This window comes from Oricola indica (assembly GCF_019966595.1).
GTDB classification, from domain to species: Bacteria; Pseudomonadota; Alphaproteobacteria; order Rhizobiales; family Rhizobiaceae; genus Oricola; species Oricola indica.
On sequence record NZ_JAINFJ010000010.1, the window covers coordinates 105,942 to 127,537 of the forward strand.

A 21,596-nucleotide genomic window follows, 5' to 3' on the forward strand; every position below is an offset into this window, starting at 1 on the left:
ACATGAGCCGCCAACGCCGCCGATTTCCGACGATCTATTCGACCCTGATGCGGGAGAACTCCAAGGCCTTCCTGAAAGGCATGGGGCTGACGGACGAGGAGATAGAGCGCCCGCATATCGCCGTCGTGCATACGGGCGGGGACATGAGCCCATGCAACATGAACCTGCGCGACCAGGCTCAGCACATCAAGACGGGGATCTATGGCGCCGGCGGTTTTCCGCACGAGACCCCCGTCGTCTCCGTCTCCGACGGTTTGACAATGGCGCATCCGGGCATGCGGTTCTCGCTGGTGTCGCGCGAACTCATCGCCGACAGTCTCGAGACGACGATGCGCGCGCACTGCTTTGACGGCGTGATCGCCATTGGCGGTTGCGACAAGAACCTGCCCGGCCTGATGATGGGAATGCTGCGCGTCAATGCGCCGGGCGCATTCGTTTTTGGCGGGGCCGCCATGCCCGGCCGCGTCGGCGGCAAGGACGTTACGGTTCTCGACGCATTCGAAACCGTGGGCCGGATGATTGCCGGGGACGCGACCAGGGACGAACTGGAAGACTTTCAGTGCCGCAGCATCCCGACGGCCGGCTCCTGCGCAGGGCAATTCACGGCAAACACCATGGCGATGGTGGCCGAGGCATTGGGACTTTCCCCTGTTGGCCTGTCCATGATGCCGGCCGTCTATACGGACCGGCAGGGGCGGCTGCGCCAGATCGGCAAACTGGTGATGTCGGCGATTGCGGGGGATACGCCACTCCCGCGGGAGATTGTCACCCGCACCGCACTCGAAAACGCCTGCGCGCTGGTTGCCGCGACGGGCGGGTCGACAAATGCGGCGCTGCACATTCCGGCCATCGCGCATGAAGCGGGAATAGATTTCGGACTGGATGATGCGGCAAGGGTCTTTGCGAGAACCCCGCTGATCGGAAACCTGTCGCCAGGCGGCCGGTATCTCGCGCGCGACGTCTACGAGATCGGCGGTACCGGTGTGATCATCGCCGAGCTTATCCGAAGCGGCCATATCGACGGGTCCGCCTTGACGCTGACCGGCCGGACGCTCGAGGAGGAAGTTTCCGGCTCAGCTGCGCCGGATGGCGAGGTCGTGCGCGGCACCGACAATGCGATCGCACCCAATGGCGGGGTCATTGTGCTGAAAGGCAATCTCTGCCCCGAGGGTTCGCTGATCAAGGTCGCGGGCCTGAAGAAACTCCGCCACCGCGGCCCGGCCCGCGTTTTCGACGGCGAGGATGCCTGCCAGAGCGCGATCGAGAACCGGAACTACGAGCGCAGAGACGTTATCGTCGTACGCAATGAGGGGCCGAAGGGGTCTCCGGGCATGAAAGAGATGCTCGGCATCACCGCGCTTCTCTACGGCCAGGGCATGGGCGAAGAGGTCGCGCTTCTGACGGACGGACGCTTTTCAGGTGCGTCGCGCGGGCTGTGCATCGGTTATGCATGTCCGGAGGCGGCCATCGGCGGGCCTATCGCGCTTGTACGTGACGGAGACATGATCACCATCGATGCGTCTCCCGATGCCGCATCCATAACGCTGGAAGTGGACGAAGAGACGCTGGAAAGGCGACGTGCAGAACTGCCTGAACCAGATTTTCGGCGCCTGGGCGGCGTCCTGGAGAAATATGCGGCTGTCGTCGGCGGCGCCAACAGGGGCGCGGTCACACATTCCGGCGCAGTCGATACGAGCGGAGACATCGATTGACCGAACCGAACCCCTATGATCCGTGGCAAAGGACCGACCTGACGGCAAATGAACGGACCTTGCTGACCTTCATGCGCGACTGCATGCACGGCGAAGATCTTTCGCTGATCGACACGCTTGTGGCCGAGGATTACATCCAGCACACACCCGGTATCGCACAGGGCCGCGAAGGCCTGCGGCGCTACATCATGGAGGTGGCGCGCAAGAGGCCGAACCGCACGCAATGGCGCGCGGTTCAGATCTTTGCCTCCGGTGACATGGTGATCCTGCACAAACTGATCTCCAGCCACGCGATCGCCGATTTCGTCCGCTTCAACGCGGCCGGCCAAATGGCGGAGCACTGGGACGTCGTCGCGCCGCTGCCAGAGCCGGACTATGACCCCATGCGTACCTCCAAAGAAGATCTTTCAAGGTTTAGCGCCGTGTTCGATTTCGATTCCGGACGTGACTAAAAAAGAGGTGACGCGGCAAATCACTGCGCCGCGAAACGTTCGCTTTTTAAACCCAAGCGGACATTTTTCCGATGAACAGGTCTGAGATGCGAAACGATGGCCGATCAGCCTTCACGCATCTCGATGGGCGGTGCCGCGAGCATTCATGATGAGCACGCATGGCGCGTTTCAACTCAAAACGCCCTCATGCGGTTTGACGGTGAACTCTCCGAATACTGATTGACGTACCTCAGAAGCTTTCCCTATCTAAGGGCAGGAGGAAGGTATGTCACGCCCGACCGTCAATGACCTGGCGAAAGCGGCCGGTGTAAGTCTTGCAACAATCGATCGGGTGCTCAACTCTCGGCCGGGCGTTCGCGAGCAGACAATCAGGCGCGTGAATGAGGCGATCGAACGCATAGGATTCGTGCGCGATGTCACGGCGGCCAATCTTGCCCGCCAACGTCGCTACAAGTTCGCATTCGTGCTACCGGACGCGCCGGGCGAATTCGTGACGCTACTGCGCTCTGCGGTGAACGAGGCTGCCGCGGGCCCGATCGTCGACAGGATGGATCTGACCGTTGCGACGGTGCCGCCCAACGATCCCCATTTCCTCGTGAAGACCCTCCGGCGGTTGGGCGCCTCGCAGATCGACGGTATCGCGATTTTCGCGCCGGAGACCCCGCATGTGCGCGACGAGATCGCACATTTGAAGGAGAGCGGCGTCGCGGTCGTCGCGCTGGTGTCCGATCTGCCGAACACGGGCCGCGATCATTTTGTTGGCATCGACAACATCGCTGCCGGCCGCACGGCCGGGGTCCTTATGGGCCGATTCATGCGAGAAATCAGGGGATCCGTCCTTGTGCTGGCAAGCTCCATGCAGGCGCGGGCCAACGCGGAGCGGCGACTCGGTTTCGATCAGGTGATGGCGACGCAGTTTGGTGCGATCGAGGTGCTGCCATCGCTTGAAGGGCATAACGATCCGGAAACAATCAGGAGGATCATTTCCGCCGTTCTGGATAGCAGGAAAGACATCGCCGGCATCTACTCGGTGGGAACGGGAAATGGCGTGCTGGTCGATCTGCTCAAGGAAATGGGCCGCGACCAGGATCTCGTCGTTATCGGACACGAACTGACCCGGAACACACGGCGCGCGCTTGAGGACGGCGTACTCGATGCGGTGATCAACCAGGATACCGGCCACATTGCGCGCAGTGCGTTGCGGGTGTTGCGCGCGAAGACTGACGGCATAGACATCTTGTCGTCACAGGAGCGCATCCGCATAGAAATCATCATTCGCGAAAACCTCTACTGACGACCGGATTTCCAACGGATCCCGTTTTCAAACTCCGCCATGATTGACATGAGGTACGTACCTCATTTAGGATCGCATCCGGATCGAACGATCCCGCTATCGATTTGGGAGGAATAAGATGAAATCCATTGGATTGGCGTCCGTCGCCGCTGCATCCCTTGCCGTCGCCTTTTCGGGCTCCGCCAAGGCAGAAGACCTCACCCTGTGCTGGGCATCCTGGGACCCGGCGAACGCGCTTGTCGAACTCTCCAAGGATTTCGAAGCCGAATCCGGCCACTCGATGAGCTTCGAGTTCGTGCCGTGGCCGAATTTCGCCGACCGCATGCTCAACGAGCTGAACTCGGGCGGCAAGCTCTGCGACCTGATGATCGGCGACAGCCAGTGGATCGGCGGATCGGCGGAGAACGGCCATTACGTGAAGCTCAACGATTTCTTCGATGCCGAGGGCATCAAGATGGACGACTTCATCGATGCGACCGTGACCGGCTATTCCGAGTGGCCGAAGAACACGCCGAATTACTGGGCCCTGCCCGCTTTCGGTGACGTGGTAGGCTGGACCTACCGCAAGGACTGGTTCGAACGCCCCGAGCTGCAGGCCGAGTTCAAGGAAAAATACGGTCGCGATCTCGGCGTTCCGGCGACCTTCGCCGAACTGAAGGACATCACGGAGTTCTTCCAGGAGCGCGAGATCGACGGCAATACGGTCTACGGCGCCTCGATCTACACGGAACGCGGTTCCGAGGGCATCACGATGGGTGCGATGGACGTGCTCTACTCCTTCGGCTTCAAGTATGAGAACCCCGAGAAAGCCTATGACATGGAAGGCTTTGTCAACGGCCCCGGCGCGGTCGCCGGGTTGGAATACTACAAGGAACTGTATGAGTGCTGCACGCCGCCCGGCTCCTCGAACGGCTACATGTCGGAGGGCATCGACGCCTTCAAGTCGGGTCAGGTCGCGCTGCAGATGAACTTCGCCTTCACATGGCCGGGCTTTGAAAGCGACGCCAATGTCGGCAACGGCAAGACCGGCTACTTCGTCAACCCGGCGGGACCGGACGGCGAACAGTTCGCGCAGCTTGGCGGCCAGGGCATTTCGGTCGTATCATATTCCGACAAGCAGGACGCGGCGCTGGAGTACATCAAGTGGTTCGCGCAACCGGACGTACAGGCCAAGTGGTGGGAAATGGGCGGGTTCTCCTGCCTCAAGGCAGTGACGCTCGCGCCCGATTTCCCGCAGAGCCAGCCCTATGCGCAGACCTTCCTCGACTCCATGGCGATCGTGAAGGACTTCTGGGCCGAGCCGAGCTATGCGACGCTGCTGCAGGATACCCAGAAGCGCTTCCACGACTATGTCGTTGCCGGCAACGGCACCGCACAAGAGGCGCTGGACGGCCTTGTTCGCGACTGGACCGAAACATTCGAGGATGACGGCAAGCTTTAGCAGCCTGGCCGCACTCTCCCGGCGGGGCCGCCACGGCCCCGCCGCTACGACCGAACACCCTTCAGCGGAATTGGCAACATGACAGACGAAACGACCAGCCGTTCTCCGGCGGTGGCGCCGGCTGGCTTTGCGCGGAAATACAGAGGGCTTTCTGACCGGGCCGTGGCCTGGTTGTTCATCGGCCCGTCGATCTTCCTGCTGCTTGCGATCAACATCTTTCCGCTGATCTGGACGATCCGTCTCAGCCTGACGAACTACCGGGCCAACCGCACGAACGCGGATGTCGACTGGGTCGGGCTGCGCAATTACGAGCGCATCCTCACCGATCCGGATATCTGGAACTCGATGCAGGCGACAGCGCATTTCCTGATCTGGACGCTTGTCCTGCAGGTCCTGATCGGCTTCGGCCTCGCCTACCTGATCAACAAAAAGTTCAAGGGTAACGATCTCTGGACGACGATCATCGTGCTGCCGATGATGCTGAGCCCCGCCGTCGTGGGTAACTTCTGGACATTTCTCTACCAGCCCCAAATCGGCCTGTTCAATTACGTGGTCGCCTTTCTGTCGGGCGTCGATCCGTCGTCCTTCTCGATGATCGGCGACGTCAATCTCGCCCCTTGGGCGATCGTGATCGTCGACACCTGGATGTGGACGCCTTTCGTGATGCTTATCTGTCTCGCCGGACTGCGCTCGATCCCCGATTCGATCTACGAGGCAGCCGAGTGCGACCGCGCCAGCAGATGGCGGCAATTCTGGACGATCACCGTCCCCATGACGCTCCCCTTTCTCATGCTGGCCGTGCTCTTCCGCGGCATCGAGAATTTCAAGATGTTCGATCTCGTGGTGCAGCTCACCGGTGGCGGCCCGGGCAGCATCACCGAGCTGACCTCGATCAACCTGAAACGCGAAGCCTTCGAGAAATGGCGTACCGGCTATGCCAGCGCCTACGCGGTGATCCTTTTCGTCACCGTCTTCGGACTGGCGTCGATCTATGTGAAGGCCCTGAACAAGGTGAAGGAACGATGAGCTTTTCGGTCACCGAACCCTCCCGGCTTCAGAAGTCGGTGGCAGGCGCGCTGGTCGTCATCTACGCGCTGGTGACGATCATGCCGCTGGCATGGATCATCGCCACGGGCTTCAAGTCGCCCAACGACGCCATCGCCTATCCGCCCAAGGTGGTCTTCGAGCCAACGCTCGAAGGTTATGTGAACCTGTTCACCACGCGGACACGCATGTCTCCCGACGCACTGGAGGAAATCGGCCAGCCGGAAACATGGTACGACAAGATCGTGCGCCAGTACGACATGGTGATCTCCGGCCCGAGCCGCTACGGCGAACGGTTCCTGAATTCCGTCATCATCGGGTTCGGTTCGACCTTCCTGTCGGTGTTCCTCGGTACCCTGGCGGCCTATGCCTTCTCGCGCTTCAAGGTACCGCTGAAGGACGATCTGATGTTCTTCATCCTGTCGACGCGCATGATGCCGCCGATCGCGGTGGCAATTCCCATCTTCCTGATGTTCCGCCAACTCGGCCTTTCGGACACGCATCTGGGCATGATCCTGCTCTACACGGCGGTGAACCTGTCGTTGTCTGTCTGGCTGCTGAAGGGATTCATCGACGAGATCCCGGTCGAATACGAGGAAGCTGCGCTGATCGATGGCTACACGCGGTTCCAGGCATTCTACAAGGTCGTATTGCCCCAGGCGACGACGGGCATCGCATCGACGGCGATCTTCTGCCTGATCTTTGCGTGGAACGAATACGCCTTCGCGGTGCTGCTCACCTCCGGTACGGCGCAGACTGCGCCGCCCTTCATCCCGACCATCATCGGCGTCGGAAAGGACTGGCCGGCGGTCGCCGCCGGCACCACGCTCTTTCTCGTCCCCGTAATGGTTTTCACCATCCTGTTGCGCAAGCATCTGTTGCGCGGGATCACATTCGGAGCCGTTCGCAAATGACCGATTTTCTCTCCGGCCTCGCTCGCCTGCGCCGCGGCCCCTGGGAAATGCTCGCCACCGTGCTCATCGCCCTGGGCGTTGTCATGCTCATGCAGCCATTCGCGATGTGGGCCTACACATGGTCCTTCATCGTCACGCTCATCGGCACCGTGATGTTCATCATCGTCAGCCATTTCCCGGAGTAACCAGTTGGCCGAGATCGTCATACGAAATCTCCGCAAGGAATTCGGCGCGTTCGTCGCGGTGCAGGAGTCGACCTTCACCGTCGCCGACGGAGAGTTCTTCATGCTGCTCGGGCCCTCCGGCTGCGGCAAGACGACGACGTTGCGCATGATCGCCGGGCTGGAACTGCCGACCTCCGGCCAGATCCTGCTCGACGGCAAGGACGTCGCCCAGATGCGCGCCAGCGCTCGTGACATCGCCTTCGTCTTCCAGATGTTCGCGCTCTATCCGCACATGAACGTGCGCAAGAACATCTCCTATCCGCTGCTCAGCCAGGGCATGTCGCGCCGCGATGTCCGCAGCAAGGTCGAGGAGGTGGCAAGGATCCTCGATATCGAAAGCATCCTCGATCGTCCGGTGGGCGGCCTGTCGAGCGGCGACCGCCAGCGCGTGGCCCTCGGCCGCGCCATCGTCCGCCAACCGAAGGCCTTCCTCATGGACGAGCCGCTCGGCGCGCTCGATGCCGAGTTCCGCGAGCGCATGGCCGAGGAGCTTCGTGCGCTCCATGACCGCATGGGCGCGACCACCGTCTACGTCACCCACGACCAGCTCGAAGCCATGCAGATGGGCGACAAGATCGTCGTGATGAACCACGGCGTCGTCGAGCAGTGGGGCACGCCGCAGGAAATCTACGACCGGCCGGCCACCATGTTCGTGGCCAACTTCATCGGGTCGCCGCCGATGAACTTCCTGCGCTTCGAGGCAACGCTCGAACCGGGCGCCGCCACCGCCCGCCTGTCAGGCGTGGACATTCCGATCCCGCCTCTCGAATCCGGCGTGTCCGGCCGCGAACTCGTCCTCGGCGTGCGACCGGAACACGTGCGTCTCGGCACCGACGGCGCCTACCGTGGGGAAGTGATCGCCACCGAATATCTTGGAACGACGCAGATCGTGACGCTGAAATCTCCGAACGGAACCTTGCGAGTGCGCGCGCCATCGGGCCAGCCGGTTCATGTCGGCGAAAGGGTCTCGCTCGACTTCAACACCGCAACGCTTTCCCTTTTCGATGCCGGCTCGGGGCAGGCGATGAAGGTCGATCGGGCGGCCGTGCGCGCTGCGATGAAGGAGCAATCCCATGGCTGAAGTCGTTCTGTCCGGCCTTTCCAAACGCTTCGGCATGACCACCGCCGTAGACGATGTATCGATGACGATCCCCGATGGCGCCTTCGTCGTCCTGCTCGGGCCGACGGGCGCCGGCAAGACCACGACGCTTCGTCTCATCGCCGGACTTGAAAGGCCGGATGCTGGAAGCGTGTCCATAGGCAAAAACGATGTCGGCGAATATTCGCCGGCCCAGCGCAATGTTGCGATGGTCTTCCAGCAATATTCGCTCTACCCGCACATGACAGTGCGCGAGAACCTCGCCTTCCCCCTCAAATCGCCACTGATCAATGCGCCCGAGGACGAAATCGAGCGCCGTGTCAGCGAGGTCTCCTCGGCTCTCCAGATCGCGCACAAGCTCGACAACAAGGCAACCGCGCTTTCGGGCGGCGAGATGCAGCGCGTCTCGATCGGCCGGGCGCTGGTGCGCCGGCCCGACATTTTCCTGATGGACGAGCCGCTGAGTTCGCTCGACGCCAAGCTGCGCGCGGATCTCCGGCTGGAACTGAAGCGCATCCAGGCCGATCTCGGCGCGACACTTCTCTACGTCACCCACGACCAGATCGAGGCCATGACGATGGCGACCCATATCGGCGTGCTCGAGGAAGGCAGGCTGGTGCAGTTCGGTTCGCCGCGAGAGATCTACGAAAATCCGTCCAGTATCTATGTTGCCACGCGTCTCGGGCAGCCGCGCATCAACACCCTCCCCGCTGCCTTGTTCGGGGGGGCGCCGGCAGGCGCCGAATTGATCGGACTGCGCCCGGAACACATCCGCCAGGGCGAAGGCCGCGACGCCAAGGTCGTTCGCGTCGAGCACCTGGGCGACCAGACCCGCCTGCACCTTTCGCTCGAGGGCCATGCGCTGATCACGCTCACCGACCCGCACACCCCGCTCGCGTCCGGCGACACGATCGCCATTCGGCCGGACAATCCGCTTTATTTCGCCGCCGATGGCGCGCGCATACTACAAGGAGCCTGACATGCCCCAGTTCGTGAATTCGAGGGAAACGGTCGTCACCGAGGCGATCGACGGTGTCTTGCGCGGCGCCGGTGGGCGGCTGGCGCGGCTCGACGGATATCCGCATATCAAGGTCGTCGTACGCACCGACTGGGACAAGTCGAAGGTCGCGCTCGTCTCGGGTGGCGGCTCCGGCCATGAACCGGCGCATGTCGGCTTCGTCGGACAGGGTATGCTGACGGCCGCGGTCTGCGGCGATGTCTTTGCCTCTCCGTCGGTGGACGCGGTACTGGCCGCGATCCTGACGGTCACGGGCAAGGCCGGCTGCCTGCTGATCGTCAAGAACTATACCGGCGACAGGCTGAATTTCGGCCTGGCGGCCGAGCGTGCCCGGACCTTCGGTCTCAACGTCAACATGGTGATCGTCGATGACGATGTCGCGCTGCCGGAACTCCCGCAGGCGCGCGGCGTCGCGGGCACGCTTTTCGTTCACAAGATCGCCGGAGCGCTGGCCGATGCGGGCGACGACCTCGACACGGTAACGGCCGCCGCGCAGAAGGTTATCGACGGCGTCGTGTCGCTCGGCATGTCTCTCGACACCTGCACGATTCCCGGATCGCCGAAAGAAAACCGCATCCTTGAGGGCCACGCCGAACTCGGCCTGGGGATCCATGGGGAATCCGGTGTGGAACAGGTGAGTTTCGAGGGCGCCCGCAAGGCGGTCGAGACCGTCGTCGGCCGTCTCGCCTCCAATATCAAGCCCGGCCCCCACGCGCTTCTTCTCAACAATCTCGGTGGAACCACGCAGCTCGAAATGGCGATCCTCGCGGAGGAACTGGCAAAGTCCGAGATCGCGGATCAATTGCGCTGGATTGTCGGTCCCGCCGCCATGATGACCTCTCTCGACATGCAGGGATTCTCGGTCTCGCTGATGCCAATGACGAAGGATGCGGAACGCGCCCTGCTTGCTCCCGCCGCGCCCACGGCCTGGCCGGGGCTCGATCCGTTCGGCGCCATCGAGATACATCCCCTGCCTGACGGGCTGACACCGATTCAGGCCATGCCCTCGGCCAACCCGGCGCGGCGCGACCTTATCGAACGCTGCTGCGACATCCTGATTGCCGCCGAGGCGGATCTCAACGCGCTCGACGCGAGATCGGGAGACGGCGACACCGGCACCACGCTCGCAACCGCTGCGAACGCCCTCAAATCGGCGCTTGACCGGCTTCCCCTTGCCGACACGACCCAACTCTACCGCGCGATCGGCATGGAGCTGTCGCAGACGATGGGCGGCTCGTCTGGCGTCCTGCTGGCGATCTTCTTCGCGGCGGCGGGCGATGCATCGGCCGGCGGAAAAGACTGGATCGACGGACTGGCGGCCGGCCTGGAACGCATCCGTCAGGTTGGTGGAGCCAATCCGGGCGACAGAACGATGATCGACGCACTCGCCCCCGCCCTCGGCAGCCTGAAGGACGGCGTTGGCGCCGCCGCCAGATCGGCGCGCGAGGGAGCCGACTACACAGCAACCATTGCGAAGGCCAAGGCCGGCCGCGCGAGCTACATCTCCGAGGAAAAAATCCTCGGGCACAACGACCCCGGCGCTGAAGCTGTGGCGCGCTTGTTCGAGAGATTGTAGGAACCGGACGGGATGGCCTCGGGGTCGGAATTGCCAAAAAAAAAATTCAGAGCCAGATTGGCGGTTCGTCACCGGCCCACCAGTTCGGTGAGGTACGAGCTATGGCGCGGCTGTGTTGGTGCACAGGCGCTGGAGCGGTCATCAAGGCTTCTTCCAGCGATCGACCGGCCTTGAGCGGAAAGCGAGCGTTTGCAGACGCTGCGCTCGATTACCGGCCGGCGAAATCCTGCAGCACACGGATGTAGTTCGCCCGTTCATAGGCTTCGGGATTGGCGATGTTGCGGTGGCTCATTCTGCCACGAATATCGGCAAGCGAGGATAGATCGCGGGAGACGAGCCAGTCGCCAAGCCCATCGACCAGCGTTCGCATGTGATCGACGCCATGGCGCAGCAGTGCCGATGTGGTCATGACCACGTCGGCCCCGGCAAGCAGGTATTTTATCACGTCCTCGGCGCTCTCCACCCCGGTGGTCGCCGCCAGCGACGCCTTGGTCTGACCGGAAAGTACGCCGATCCACAACAGCGGCAGCCGCATCTCGTAGCCGCTCGACAATTCGATGCTGGGTGTGACTGTCAGCGTCGCCGGGTCGATGTCCGGCTCATAGAAGCGGTTGAACAGCACCAGCCCCTTCGCCCCTGCCTTGACCAGTTCGCCCGCCATGTGGCCTGGCGACGAGAAATAGGGTCCGATCTTGACCGCCACCGGGATATCGACTGCCGAACTGACCGACTGGACAACGTCCACATAGCGGGCTTCGACATCGCGGCCGCTCAACGCGAGATCGGAAGGCACGAAGAAGACGTTGAGTTCGATCGCCTTCGCGCCGGCTTCCTCGATGTCGCGGGCATAGTCGACCCAGCCGCTGTCTGTGACGCCATTGAGGCTGGCGATCACCGGCACGCTCAGCGCTTGCGTCGCCTCCTCGATCAGGGCGAGATGAGCGGATGTGTCGAAGGCGAAGGCCGTCTGTGAGGGAAAATAGCTCAGTGCCTCACCGAAGCTCTCCGCCCCCCTGTCGATCAATGCGTCGATGATCTCCTGTTCGTGCTCGATCTGCTCCTCAAAGACCGAGGGCAGGACGACCGCGCCCGCACCGCATTCTTCGAGGCGCTTCAGATTGTCGATGTCACGGTTGAGCGGGCTGGCGCTCGCCACGATGGGGCTGGGCAGTCCGATGCCGAGATAGCTGGTGGTCAGATCCATGTCCGGCTCCTCACAATTTGCGCGCCGCGCCCATGGCTTCGGACGGGTCAGGGCCTGTTTTCATCTGCGCGAATTCCTCGTAGGAGCGGTATTTGTCGCGGATCGCCTCCTGCGCTTGCGTCATCAGCATAGCGGCGTCTTCCGGCCGGCTCGCGGCCAAGGCGCTGTAGCGCAGTTCGTTATAGGCGTAGTCCTTGAACGGAAGCGTCGGCCGAGGCGAATCGAGCCGGAACGGTGCCTCGCCGACATCGCGCATCGCAGGATCGTAGCGCAGCAGCGGCCAGTAGCCGCTCGCCACCGCCTTGTCCTGTTGCGAAAGACCTTTGCGCAGATCGTAGCCATGCGCGATGCAATGGCTGTAGGCGAGAATCAGCGACGGCCCCTCCCAGGCTTCCGCCTCGCGGAACGCCTGCAGGGTCTGTTGCGGATTGGCGCCCATCGCCACCTGCGCGACATAGACATTGCCATAGGCGATCGCCTGTAGCGCGAGATCCTTGCGCGCGGTGCGCTTGCCCGCCGCGGCGAACTTGGCGATGGCGCCGAGCGGCGTCGCCTTGGATGCCTGGCCGCCCGTGTTGGAATAGACTTCGGTGTCCATCACCAGAATGTTGACGTTGCGCCCGCTTGCGAGCACGTGGTCGAGCCCGCCATAGCCGATATCGTAGGCCCAGCCGTCGCCGCCGACGATCCAGATCGACCGCCGGACCAGATGATCGACGACCGACAGCAGGTGCCCGGCCGCCATGTTGCCCTTCAGCGCCAACAGCTTCGTCTTCAACACCGCCACACGCTCGCGCTGCACGCGGATTTCCGATTCCCTGATCTGCGGCGCGTATAGAATGGCGTCCGCCAGTTCCTCGCCGATCTCCGGCGCCAACTGGCGCAGCAGGTCGTGCGCGAGCCCCAGATGCTTGTCGGCCGCGAGACGGAAGCCGAGCCCGAACTCGGCATTGTCCTCGAACAGCGAATTCGACCAGGCCGGCCCGCGCCCCTCGGCGTTTTTCGTCCATGGCGTCACAGGCAGGTTGCCGCCATAGATGGACGAACAGCCGGTGGCGTTGGCGACCATCAGCCGGTCGCCGAACAGTTGCGAGAGCAGCTTGACGTAAGGCGTTTCGCCGCAGCCGGCGCAGGCGCCGGAGAACTCGAACAGCGGCTCCAGGAACTGGACGCCACGGACATTGGCGAAATCGACGCGGGAGCGGTCGTTGATCGGCAGGCCCTCGAAGAAGGCGATGTTCTCGCGCTCCCTGTCCACAAGCCCGGCCTTGTCTTCCATGTTGATCGCCTTGACCCCCGGCTCGGCAGGGCTTTGTGCCGGGCAGGTCTCGACGCACAACCCGCATCCCGTGCAATCCTCGACATAGAATTGCAGCGAGAACTGCGCGCCGGGATAGCCGCGCGCATTGACCGGCGCCGACTTGAACGATTCCGGAGCGCCGTCCAGTTGCGCTTCGTCATAGTACTTCGCCCGGATCACGCCGTGCGGGCAGACAAAGCCGCACTGGCCGCACTGGATGCAGAGATCCTCACGCCAGACCGGCACCTCCTCGGCGACGTTGCGTTTTTCCCACGCCGCCGTGCCGGACGGAAACGTGCCGTCGACCGGCATCGCCGACACCGCGATCTCGTCGCCCAGACCCTCCATCATCCGCGCCGTGACCCGGCGCACGAAATCCGGTGCGGACGGGGGAACGATCGGCGGGCGCTCGAAATCGCTGGTCGCGCTCGCCGGCACGGTGACCTCGTGCAGACGCGCCAGCGCCCCGTCGACGGCGGCCCAGTTCTGCTCGACGATCCGCTTGCCCTTGCGGCCATAGCTCTTGGCGATGGCCTGCTTGATGGCGTCGATCGCCTCGTCGCGCGGCAGAACGCCGGAAAGCGCGAAGAAACAGGTTTGCAGAATTGTGTTGGTGCGGTTCTTCAGCCCCACCTCGCGCGCCGCCGTCGTGGCGTCGATGACATGGAACTTCAGCTTCCGCGAAATGATCTCTTGCTGCACGCTGCGCGGCAGATGGTCCCAGACCTCGTGCGGCCCGTAGGGAGAATTCAACAGGAACGTCGCACCCGGCGCGGCGAGCCGCAGTACGTCGGTCTTCTCCAGGAAGTGGAACTGGTGGCATGCGACGAAATTCGCGGAGCGGATAAGGTAGGGCGAACGGATCGGGTTCGGCCCGAACCGCAGATGCGAGACCGTCTGTGCACCGGACTTGTGAGAATCATAGACGAAATAGCCCTGGGCGTAGCGCCCGGCGTCTTCCGCGATGATCTTGACGCTGTTCTTGTTGGCGCCGACCGTGCCATCCGCGCCGAGGCCGTAGAAGACGGCGCGCACGACGTCATCCGGCTCGGTTGTGTAATTCGCATCGACCTCGAGGCTGGTGAAGGTGACGTCGTCATTGATGCCGACAGTGAAGCCGTTGCGCGGTTCCGCCTTGTCGAGTTCGTCGAACACCGCCTTGACCTGGGCCGGATCGAAATCCTTGGACGACAGGCCGTACCGCCCGCCGACAATCCTCGGCATGGACGCCCGCGCGCCCCGTGCGACTGCGTCGGCCACACCCGAGACCACATCGAGATAGAGCGGTTCGCCGCTCGCGCCCGGCTCCTTGGTGCGGTCGAGCACGGCGACAGCCTTGCAACTCGCGGGCAGCGCCGCGAGAAGGTGTTCTGCGGAAAACGGCCGGAACAGCCGGACGGCAACGAGGCCGACCTTCTCCCCATGCGCGTTGAGATCCTCTACCGTCTGGCGCACGACTTCGACGCCAGATCCCATCGCGACGATGACACGATCGGCATCGGCGGCGCCGAAATAGTCGAACAGCCGGTATTGGCGTCCGGTGAGACCGGCGAATGTCTCCATCGCTTCGGCGACGATACCGGGCGTTGCCGCGTGAAAGCGGTTGGCGGCCTCGCGCCCCTGGAAGAACACGTCCGGATTCTGCGCCGTTCCGCGCACGAACGGATGCTCGGGATCGAGCGCTCGCCCGCGATGCGCGATGACGTCATCGTCGTCGATCATCGCGCGGATCGTGGCATCCGGCACGAGCGTCACCGTGTTGACCTCGTGCGAGGTTCTGAACCCGTCGAAGAAATGCACGAACGGCACGCGTGCCTTCAGCGTTGCCGCCTGTGCGATCAGCGCCATGTCATGGGCTTCCTGCACCGAGTTCGAGGCCAGCATGGCGAAGCCAGTCGGCCGGATCGCCATCACGTCGGAATGATCGCCGAAGATCGACAGCGCCTGCGTCGCCACCGAGCGCGCCGCGACATGGAACACCGCCGGCGTCAGTTCACCGGCGATCTTGAACATGTTCGGCAGCATCAGCAGCAGGCCCTGCGACGCCGTGAAGGTCGTCGTCAGTGCGCCCGCCTGCAGCGAACCGTGCAGCGCGCCCGCGGCGCCGCCTTCGCTCTGCATTTCCTGGATGACCGGGATGTTGCCCCAGATGTTGGTAATGCCCTTCGCCGTCCACTCGTCGGCAAGCTCCGCCATCGGCGAGGACGGCGTGATCGGATAGATCGCGCAGACCTCGTTGACCCGGTAGGCGATGTGGGCGACGGCGGCGTTTCCGTCGATCGTCGCCTGTACGGCAGAGGCGTCAGCCATGGGTCGAAACCTCCGGGACCATCTCGATGGCATGGCACGGGCACTGCTCGAAGCAGGCCGCGCAGCCGGTGCATTTCGCGTAATCGTATTCATAGCGCTTGCCGGGCCCGAGCTTGATGATCGCATCTTCCGGGCACGCGGCATAGCAATTGTCGCATTCATAGCAATCGCCGCAGGAATAGCAGCGCTGTGCCTCGAACCGCGCTTCCTTGTCGCTGAAGCCAGAGACAATTTCGGCGAAACCATCGAGCCGTCCGGCAGCGTCGAGTTTCTTCTGCTTGCCCGGCTCGGCATCGGAATAAACCGGCAGATGCAGCATGTCGAAGGAGACCAGATCGGCGGCGGCCGGCTCAGCATATTTGCTGCCGCTCAGCCAGGCGTCGATATGGCGCGCCGCTCGCTTGCCGTGGCCGACCGCGATCGTCACCGATTGCTGGCTCGGCACCATGTCGCCGCCGGCGAAGACTCCGTCCGCGCCAGTCATCAGGTCGGGGCCGATCTCCACGGCGCCGTCGGGCGTGAAGCGGATTCCCGGCACGTTGGCGAGGAACCGGCTGTCGCTCTGCTGACCCAGCGCGAGCACGACCGCATCGGCGCTCAGCGTCTCGAATTCGCCGGTCGGCTGCGGCCGGCCATTCTCATCGAGCGTCATGCGCTCCACCGTCAAGTCCGCCCCCGAGATCTCCTTGATCGTGGTCAGCCATTGAATCTTGACGCCTTCCTCGATCGCTTCGTCGGCCTCGAACGCATGCGCCGGCATGTGTTCGCGATCGCGCCGGTAGACGATCAGCGCTTCTGTCGCTCCCAGCCGCTTGGCGGTCCGGGCGGCATCCATCGCCGTGTTGCCGCCGCCATACACGACGACCCGACGTCCGAGCAGTGGCGGATTGTCTGCGCTCGTCTCATGCAGCACGTCGACAGCATCGAGCACCCTCGTGGCGTCGCGCGCTGGAATCTCCACATGTTTGCCGCGGCCCGCTCCGATCGCCAGGAACACCGCATCGAATCCGCCTTCGCGCTTTTCGGACAGAAGATCGGTCACCTTGTGGTTGGTGACGATCTTCACGCCGAGCGCCACGATGCGCGCCACTTCATGCGCCAGTTCGGCGCGCGGCAGCCGATAGGCCGGAATGCCGAAATGCATCATGCCGCCGGCGACCGGGCCGGCCTCGCGAATCTCGACCGAGTGACCGAGCCTTGCGAGATGATAGGCGGCCGACAGGCCTGCCGGCCCCGCGCCGACGACCATAACCTTTTTCCCGCTCGGCGGGCGGACGGGTTCGAAAGCCCAGCCTTCTGTGGCGGCCATGTCGCCGAGGAACCGTTCGACGGCATGGATCGACACCGGCGCATCGACTTCGCCGCGGTTGCAGTTGCTTTCGCAGGGGTGGTAGCAGACCCGGCCGTGCACGGCCGGCATCGGATTCTGCGCGGTCAAGATGTCCCACGCCTCCCGGTACCGGCCGGCTTGCGCTTCAGCCAACCAGCCCCGAATGTCCTCGCCAGCCGGGCAGGCATGGCTGCACGGCGGCGTCAGAGTCACATAGTTCGGTTTTCGATTGCGCACAGGACCTGCGCCGCGCGCAAAGGTCAGATCGACTGATGGCGTGAAATCTGGTAGCTTGGTGTTCAAGTTTCCTCGCCCCTCTTCCGTCATGTGCGACCCAGTCTCGCTCGCGTCGCCCCGTTACGCGTTGATCAGCGTCAAGACCGACACGAATATATGACGGAAAGACGCGGGCGATCCGGCGCGTAGCGGCGTTGGCCAGCTGTGCCTGCGGCACAGATCGGCGCACGCCGGCGACATCCAAGGGCTACTTCATTGCCTGCGTTCACAGTCCAATTGAAGCCATACGCTTGAATCCCGTGGCCACTATTTGAACGGTGCCAAGTGCGATAATCATCTAGGACATTGAAAAAGCTGGCGCGCCTTGATGGCGAGACTTCGAACGAATTGTTCGAGGTTCTGGCCGATTGGGAACACCAACTAAAGCACCTGAGATCAAATGATTCTCAGGTGCCGCCATGTCCATAAGGCGCACCTTCAACCGAAAATCCGCTGCGACCGGCAAGAAGCGGCCCGCGCCTTTCAGCATACGGCTGAGCGACGAGGAACGCGCCCGCCTGGCTGTTGAGGCCGCAGGCGCGCCCCTCGGCGCATACATTAAGGCCAAGGCGCTAGGATCTGCCCCGCTGCGCATGCGGCGATCAGGCCTTTCCGTTCAGGACCGGAAGGCACTTGCGCAGGCACTCGCTTTGCTGGGCCGCTCGCGTCTTTCCAATAACCTCAACCAACTCGCCTATCTCGGAAATATCGGCTCGCTGCCGATGACTCCCGAAACCGAAGCTGAACTGCAAACCGCCCTGCATGATGTACGGGACATTCGCCGCCTGCTGATCAGGGCACTGGGCCTGAAAGCGGAGCCGGGCCAATGATTCTCAAGGGCTCCCAGCGCGGCAGCGGCCAGGATTTGGCGGCGCATCTGATGCGCGTTGACGATAATGAACATGTCAGCTTGCATGAACTGCGCGGCTTCGATTCCGATGATCTACGAGGCGCTTTCAAGGAAGCCGAAGCAATCAGCCGGGGCACAAACTGCCGCCAGTACCTTTTCTCTCTCAGTCTCAGCCCACCTGAAGGTGAGGTCGTCCCTGCCGAAGCTTTCGAATCCGCCATCGACCAGGTTGAAAAACGGCTCGGGCTGGAAGACCAGCCGCGCGCCATCGTCATTCATGAGAAGGAAGGACGGCGGCACGCGCACGCTGCGTGGAGCCGCATCGACGCGCAGACAATGACAGCGCGCCACCTCTCCTATTTCAAGACCAGGCTGACCGGCCTTTCACGAGAGCTGTATCTTGAACACGGCTGGCGTCTGCCGGACGGTCTTCGCAACTCAGCCGAGCGCAACCCATCGAACTTCACACTGGCCGAGTGGCAGCAAGCCAAGCGGCAAGACATCGATCCGCGCTGGCTCAAACAGACGCTTCAGGAATGCTGGGCAAGCTCGGACAGCAAGCGCGCCTTCGTAAGCAGCCTTCAAGAGAACGGCTTCCTTCTCGCACGCGGCGACCGGCGCGGCCATGTCGTTCTCGACCATCAGGGTGAGGTCTGGTCCCTCTCCCGTGTGCTCGACATCAAGGCGAAAGATGTGCGCGCCCGTCTGGGGACGGGCGAAGACCTGCCCGATGTTCAGGCGGCGCAGCGCATGATCGGCGAACGTATGACACCTGCCATTCGCCGCCATGTCACCGAAGCGCGCAAGGGTTTTGAGGACCGCGCTTCCAAGCTTGCCGAATACAAGCAGGAAATGACAACGCTGCACCGTAGGGCGCGTACTGCCCTTAGAGATCGCCAGCGTACCGAATGGGAGACCGAAACCCGCGAACGTGCGGCCCGTCTCCCAAAAGGCCTGCGCGGCCTGTGGCACCGCCTCACCGGCAAGTACCGCACAGTCAAAAAACGGAATGAAACCGAAGCCCAAGCCACTCGTGACCGGTTCGCATACGAGCGCCAGCAACTGATCGAAAAGCAACTTCAGCAGCGCCAGGTGCTCAGAGAGCGCGAACGCGAACTGCGCAAACAGCAGGCTGACCAACTCCGCGAATTGCGGCGCGATATCGGCCGCTTTCTCAAACTCACGAAATACGCACCCGACCAAGCACCATCACGCCAGCGAACGCGAGGCCACGGCCTGAGTCTGAAAAGGTAAAAAGCGATGAAGAAAGACAGCACAAATGAAATCGGAATGGGGGGCGGCATCATCGGAGGCGTATTCACGCTTTTCCTTGCCGTAACTATGGCACTGGCCATGTTGGTGTTTGCCGTTCTGAGCTTGTTAGCGGGAGTGCTCACGATGCTCTCACTGCTAGCGTGGAACGATGATCTAGAGGTCTTCGGCTACACCATAGATCGGGATGGAGCACGCTTGTTTATCGGGCGCGGAGTTATCGGCATGATCGCTCTTCCCGGATTCATCGCGTTTTGCGGCTTGCTCTATGGATTCTCGATGCCTGAAGGTTGGCCTGCCTTAATGCTCATTGGTTATGTGCTGGGGTCGGCGGGCATCGAGGTCTTTCTCCATTGCACTGGCGGATCTTCAACTCCGCTTGTCTACCAAGACCACTACGCAAATGTGTTACCACCGCCCGCGTCGCCGCCGCCCGTGCACCAGCAAGCGCTACTTCCCGCGCCACGCGGCGAACCCTTTCGCTATGCAAGCTGGGATGATGAGGAGGCGCGGCAATGAAGTTCCAGCACCTCATCGACCTTTATCAACTCTATTGGATGTTCAGATCCCATGCTCACCAGCGCCTCGCGTGGGAGGATGCGGCAGAAGCCAGAGTCGCCCGGCAACGGGCGGAAGCACAAGCCGCCGAACAGCTCAAAATGATGCTCGATGCCAATCCGAGCGGCTCCCTCGGCCATGCAAAACTCGACGATGAAGAACCCCTCAAATCGTCGGGGCTGCTGTGACCCACCCTTCCCGCACCTATCGCAATATCCGGCTCGGTCTCGAACTTGGCTTCTTTAACGGGCAGCCGCTCATCTACGATGGCACCGAACCAGTGGCCATTGATGCACAGGCCGGAAAAGGAAAGCTTACCCGGTTCCTGGGCGTGAACATTGTCTCGCCCCGGACGGCGAACAGATCGAAGATCATCCCTGATACGAAAGATGCTGAACTGGCATGGGTCTCATGGAAAACACTGGAGCGGCAAGGCTATCGCGTCCGTTTCATCAATCCGGGTCAGCTCTACGGTTACCCTTCCGAGAGCTTCAACTTCAATACGCGCCTGCTTGAAGTCGCTGCGCGGCCTGAACTGCGCCCCATCGTAGGTGAGATAGCCTATGATGCGGCCAGTTATCTGGTGCCTATCGATCCGAACCCGGCGCATCGCTGGATCGGCCAGGGCGTGCGGACCATGTTCGCGCTCTATAACAAGGTCACGGCGCTCTACCCGTCAGAGATCTGGCCATGCAATGCGGGCGGATTGTGGGATTTTTTCGGGCGCGGTGCGGGCGAGATCAGGCAAGATCTTCTGCTATGGGCGAGCGACGGTCGGATGCAGGATGACGCGGGCATGTGCCAACAGGTGGCCAGCCTGACGCAATCTCCGGATCAGTGGAATGCCTACTCTTCAACGGTCATCGAGCGGCTGCAAGGCTTTCAGCCCGGTTCTGCCGGACGCGCCGTTACTGAGCGCAACTCCTTTGATCCCGCCGACATGAAGCACGAACGCACGGCACTATTCATCATCGGGTCGGCGCGCAGTGAAACCAGCCGCACCTTTGTCGGCGCTATGACAGCGGCGGTCATAGAACGTTTCGCCGATGCGCACGGTCCGCTGAGGGCGCTCGTTATTGGCGAGGAATGGGGACAGCTCTATGTGTCGAATTTCCATGAAATCCTGACCTTGTATCGTCAGGGCGGCATAGATTTCCTTGGCGTATTCCAGAACGCGGCGGCGCAGATCGAAACTCGCTACGGCAAGGAAACAGCGCGCATTTGGAAGAAGGCCGTTGCTCACACCCTCTATCGCGGCCTGCCGGATACAGACACTCTCCGCGAAATCGAGCATCGTTCGGGCCGCACTTCGGTCATGGTGCGCGGATTCAACGTCAACAGCAATCAGGTGAACGGCTCGGGGGATAATCTGTCCGAGCAATCCCGCCCCCTCCTTCAGGTCGAGGATATCCGCGTTGCCACCGGCGGCGAGAGCGGCCTGCTTGAATCCCGCGACCATGGATACTTTACAGTGGACATGCCGAACTTTTGGGAGCGGCCGGAACTCAGCGGCTATCTCCGTGATGTGCGCGGGAAGCCCGATAAGTATGCTTGGCTTGGCAAACCGGCTACGCTTTCATCCCCTGAGCCTGCCGCCGTGTCTGGCGATTCCGATGCCGAAATGCTCGCCCTGCTGTCCGATTTGAGAGACGATACTGAACGACTCTGGAAATGAGGTTCAGCCCGGCTGAACCTCTGCCCTTCGGCGAGAACGGGGGTGCA

18 protein-coding genes are annotated in these 21,596 nt (G+C 62.5%); 15 read left to right on the plus strand and 3 right to left on the minus strand.

The genetic code is table 11. From position 1 onward, the window contains the following. Positions 1 to 2: 2 nt before the first annotated feature. The 10 genes from LC343_RS20365 (at position 3) to LC343_RS20410 (ending at position 10,774) form a co-directional block, all read left to right on the plus strand. The gene (locus LC343_RS20365; protein WP_223479018.1) at positions 3 to 1,712 is read left to right on the plus strand and encodes a dihydroxy-acid dehydratase; all 1,710 of its coding nucleotides are present in this window, start codon (positions 3 to 5) and stop codon (positions 1,710 to 1,712) included. After that, complete coding sequence (locus tag LC343_RS20370) at positions 1,709 to 2,164, plus strand: nuclear transport factor 2 family protein (RefSeq protein WP_223479019.1); 456 nt, start codon at positions 1,709 to 1,711, stop codon at positions 2,162 to 2,164. Before LC343_RS20365 ends, LC343_RS20370 begins: the two co-directional genes overlap by 4 nt. A gap of 265 nt (positions 2,165 to 2,429) precedes the next feature. Next, positions 2,430 to 3,458: a LacI family DNA-binding transcriptional regulator gene (locus LC343_RS20375; protein WP_223479020.1), complete on the plus strand. Its 1,029-nt coding sequence runs from the start codon at positions 2,430 to 2,432 to the stop codon at positions 3,456 to 3,458. A gap of 118 nt (positions 3,459 to 3,576) precedes the next feature. After that, entirely contained in the window at positions 3,577 to 4,899 is a 1,323-nt protein-coding gene (locus LC343_RS20380; protein WP_223479021.1) for an ABC transporter substrate-binding protein, read from the plus strand. 78 nt (positions 4,900 to 4,977) lie between these two features. Further along, positions 4,978 to 5,925: a carbohydrate ABC transporter permease gene (locus tag LC343_RS20385; RefSeq protein ID WP_223479022.1), complete on the plus strand. Its 948-nt coding sequence runs from the start codon at positions 4,978 to 4,980 to the stop codon at positions 5,923 to 5,925. Continuing rightward, entirely contained in the window at positions 5,922 to 6,857 is a 936-nt protein-coding gene (locus LC343_RS20390; RefSeq protein ID WP_223479023.1) for a carbohydrate ABC transporter permease, read from the plus strand. The genes LC343_RS20385 and LC343_RS20390 overlap by 4 nt, the downstream gene beginning before the upstream one ends. Next, positions 6,854 to 7,042, plus strand: a complete 189-nt coding sequence (locus LC343_RS20395) for a hypothetical protein (protein ID WP_223479024.1) — start codon at positions 6,854 to 6,856, stop codon at positions 7,040 to 7,042. The genes LC343_RS20390 and LC343_RS20395 overlap by 4 nt, the downstream gene beginning before the upstream one ends. 4 nt (positions 7,043 to 7,046) lie before the next feature. After that, positions 7,047 to 8,162 (plus strand): ABC transporter ATP-binding protein, encoded by a 1,116-nt coding sequence (locus LC343_RS20400; protein WP_223479025.1) that lies wholly within the window; start codon positions 7,047 to 7,049, stop codon positions 8,160 to 8,162. Then, on the plus strand, positions 8,155 to 9,159 hold the full coding sequence (locus LC343_RS20405; protein WP_223479026.1) for an ABC transporter ATP-binding protein: 1,005 nt from the start codon (positions 8,155 to 8,157) through the stop codon (positions 9,157 to 9,159). The genes LC343_RS20400 and LC343_RS20405 overlap by 8 nt, the downstream gene beginning before the upstream one ends. Before the next feature lies 1 nt (position 9,160). Further along, positions 9,161 to 10,774, plus strand: a complete 1,614-nt coding sequence (locus LC343_RS20410) for a dihydroxyacetone kinase subunit DhaK (protein WP_223479027.1) — start codon at positions 9,161 to 9,163, stop codon at positions 10,772 to 10,774. 208 nt (positions 10,775 to 10,982) lie between these two features. Here the strand turns inward: LC343_RS20410 and LC343_RS20415 are convergent, their stop codons facing one another. Genes LC343_RS20415 through LC343_RS20425 form a run of 3 tightly spaced genes read right to left on the minus strand, consistent with a single transcriptional unit; the run spans position 10,983 to position 17,221 of the window. Beyond that, positions 10,983 to 11,978, minus strand: a complete 996-nt coding sequence (locus LC343_RS20415) for a dihydroorotate dehydrogenase-like protein (protein ID WP_223479028.1) — start codon at positions 11,976 to 11,978, stop codon at positions 10,983 to 10,985. Between the two features lie 10 nt (positions 11,979 to 11,988). Next, positions 11,989 to 15,588 (minus strand): pyruvate:ferredoxin (flavodoxin) oxidoreductase, encoded by a 3,600-nt coding sequence (gene nifJ, locus LC343_RS20420; protein ID WP_223479029.1) that lies wholly within the window; start codon positions 15,586 to 15,588, stop codon positions 11,989 to 11,991. Then, on the minus strand, positions 15,581 to 17,221 hold the full coding sequence (locus LC343_RS20425; protein ID WP_223479030.1) for an NAD(P)-binding protein: 1,641 nt from the start codon (positions 17,219 to 17,221) through the stop codon (positions 15,581 to 15,583). The genes nifJ and LC343_RS20425 overlap by 8 nt, the downstream gene beginning before the upstream one ends. 392 nt (positions 17,222 to 17,613) lie before the next feature. Between LC343_RS20425 and LC343_RS20430 the strand changes: the two genes are divergently transcribed. Genes LC343_RS20430 through LC343_RS25275 form a run of 5 tightly spaced genes read left to right on the plus strand, consistent with a single transcriptional unit; the run spans position 17,614 to position 21,549 of the window. Beyond that, positions 17,614 to 18,024, plus strand: coding sequence for a hypothetical protein (locus tag LC343_RS20430; RefSeq protein ID WP_223479031.1), 411 nt, complete (start codon positions 17,614 to 17,616; stop codon positions 18,022 to 18,024). After that, a complete protein-coding gene (locus LC343_RS20435) occupies positions 18,021 to 19,298 on the plus strand; it encodes a relaxase/mobilization nuclease domain-containing protein (RefSeq protein ID WP_223479032.1) in 1,278 nt (425 codons plus the stop codon). Before LC343_RS20430 ends, LC343_RS20435 begins: the two co-directional genes overlap by 4 nt. A gap of 6 nt (positions 19,299 to 19,304) precedes the next feature. Then, positions 19,305 to 19,835 (plus strand): hypothetical protein, encoded by a 531-nt coding sequence (locus LC343_RS20440; protein WP_223479033.1) that lies wholly within the window; start codon positions 19,305 to 19,307, stop codon positions 19,833 to 19,835. Further along, positions 19,832 to 20,062 carry a hypothetical protein gene (locus LC343_RS20445; protein ID WP_223479034.1) on the plus strand — a complete coding sequence of 77 codons (231 nt, stop codon included), beginning with the start codon at positions 19,832 to 19,834 and terminating at the stop codon, positions 20,060 to 20,062. The genes LC343_RS20440 and LC343_RS20445 overlap by 4 nt, the downstream gene beginning before the upstream one ends. Further along, a complete protein-coding gene (locus LC343_RS25275) occupies positions 20,059 to 21,549 on the plus strand; it encodes a type IV secretory system conjugative DNA transfer family protein (RefSeq protein WP_223479035.1) in 1,491 nt (496 codons plus the stop codon). The genes LC343_RS20445 and LC343_RS25275 overlap by 4 nt, the downstream gene beginning before the upstream one ends. The last annotated feature ends 47 nt before the right edge of the window (positions 21,550 to 21,596 follow it).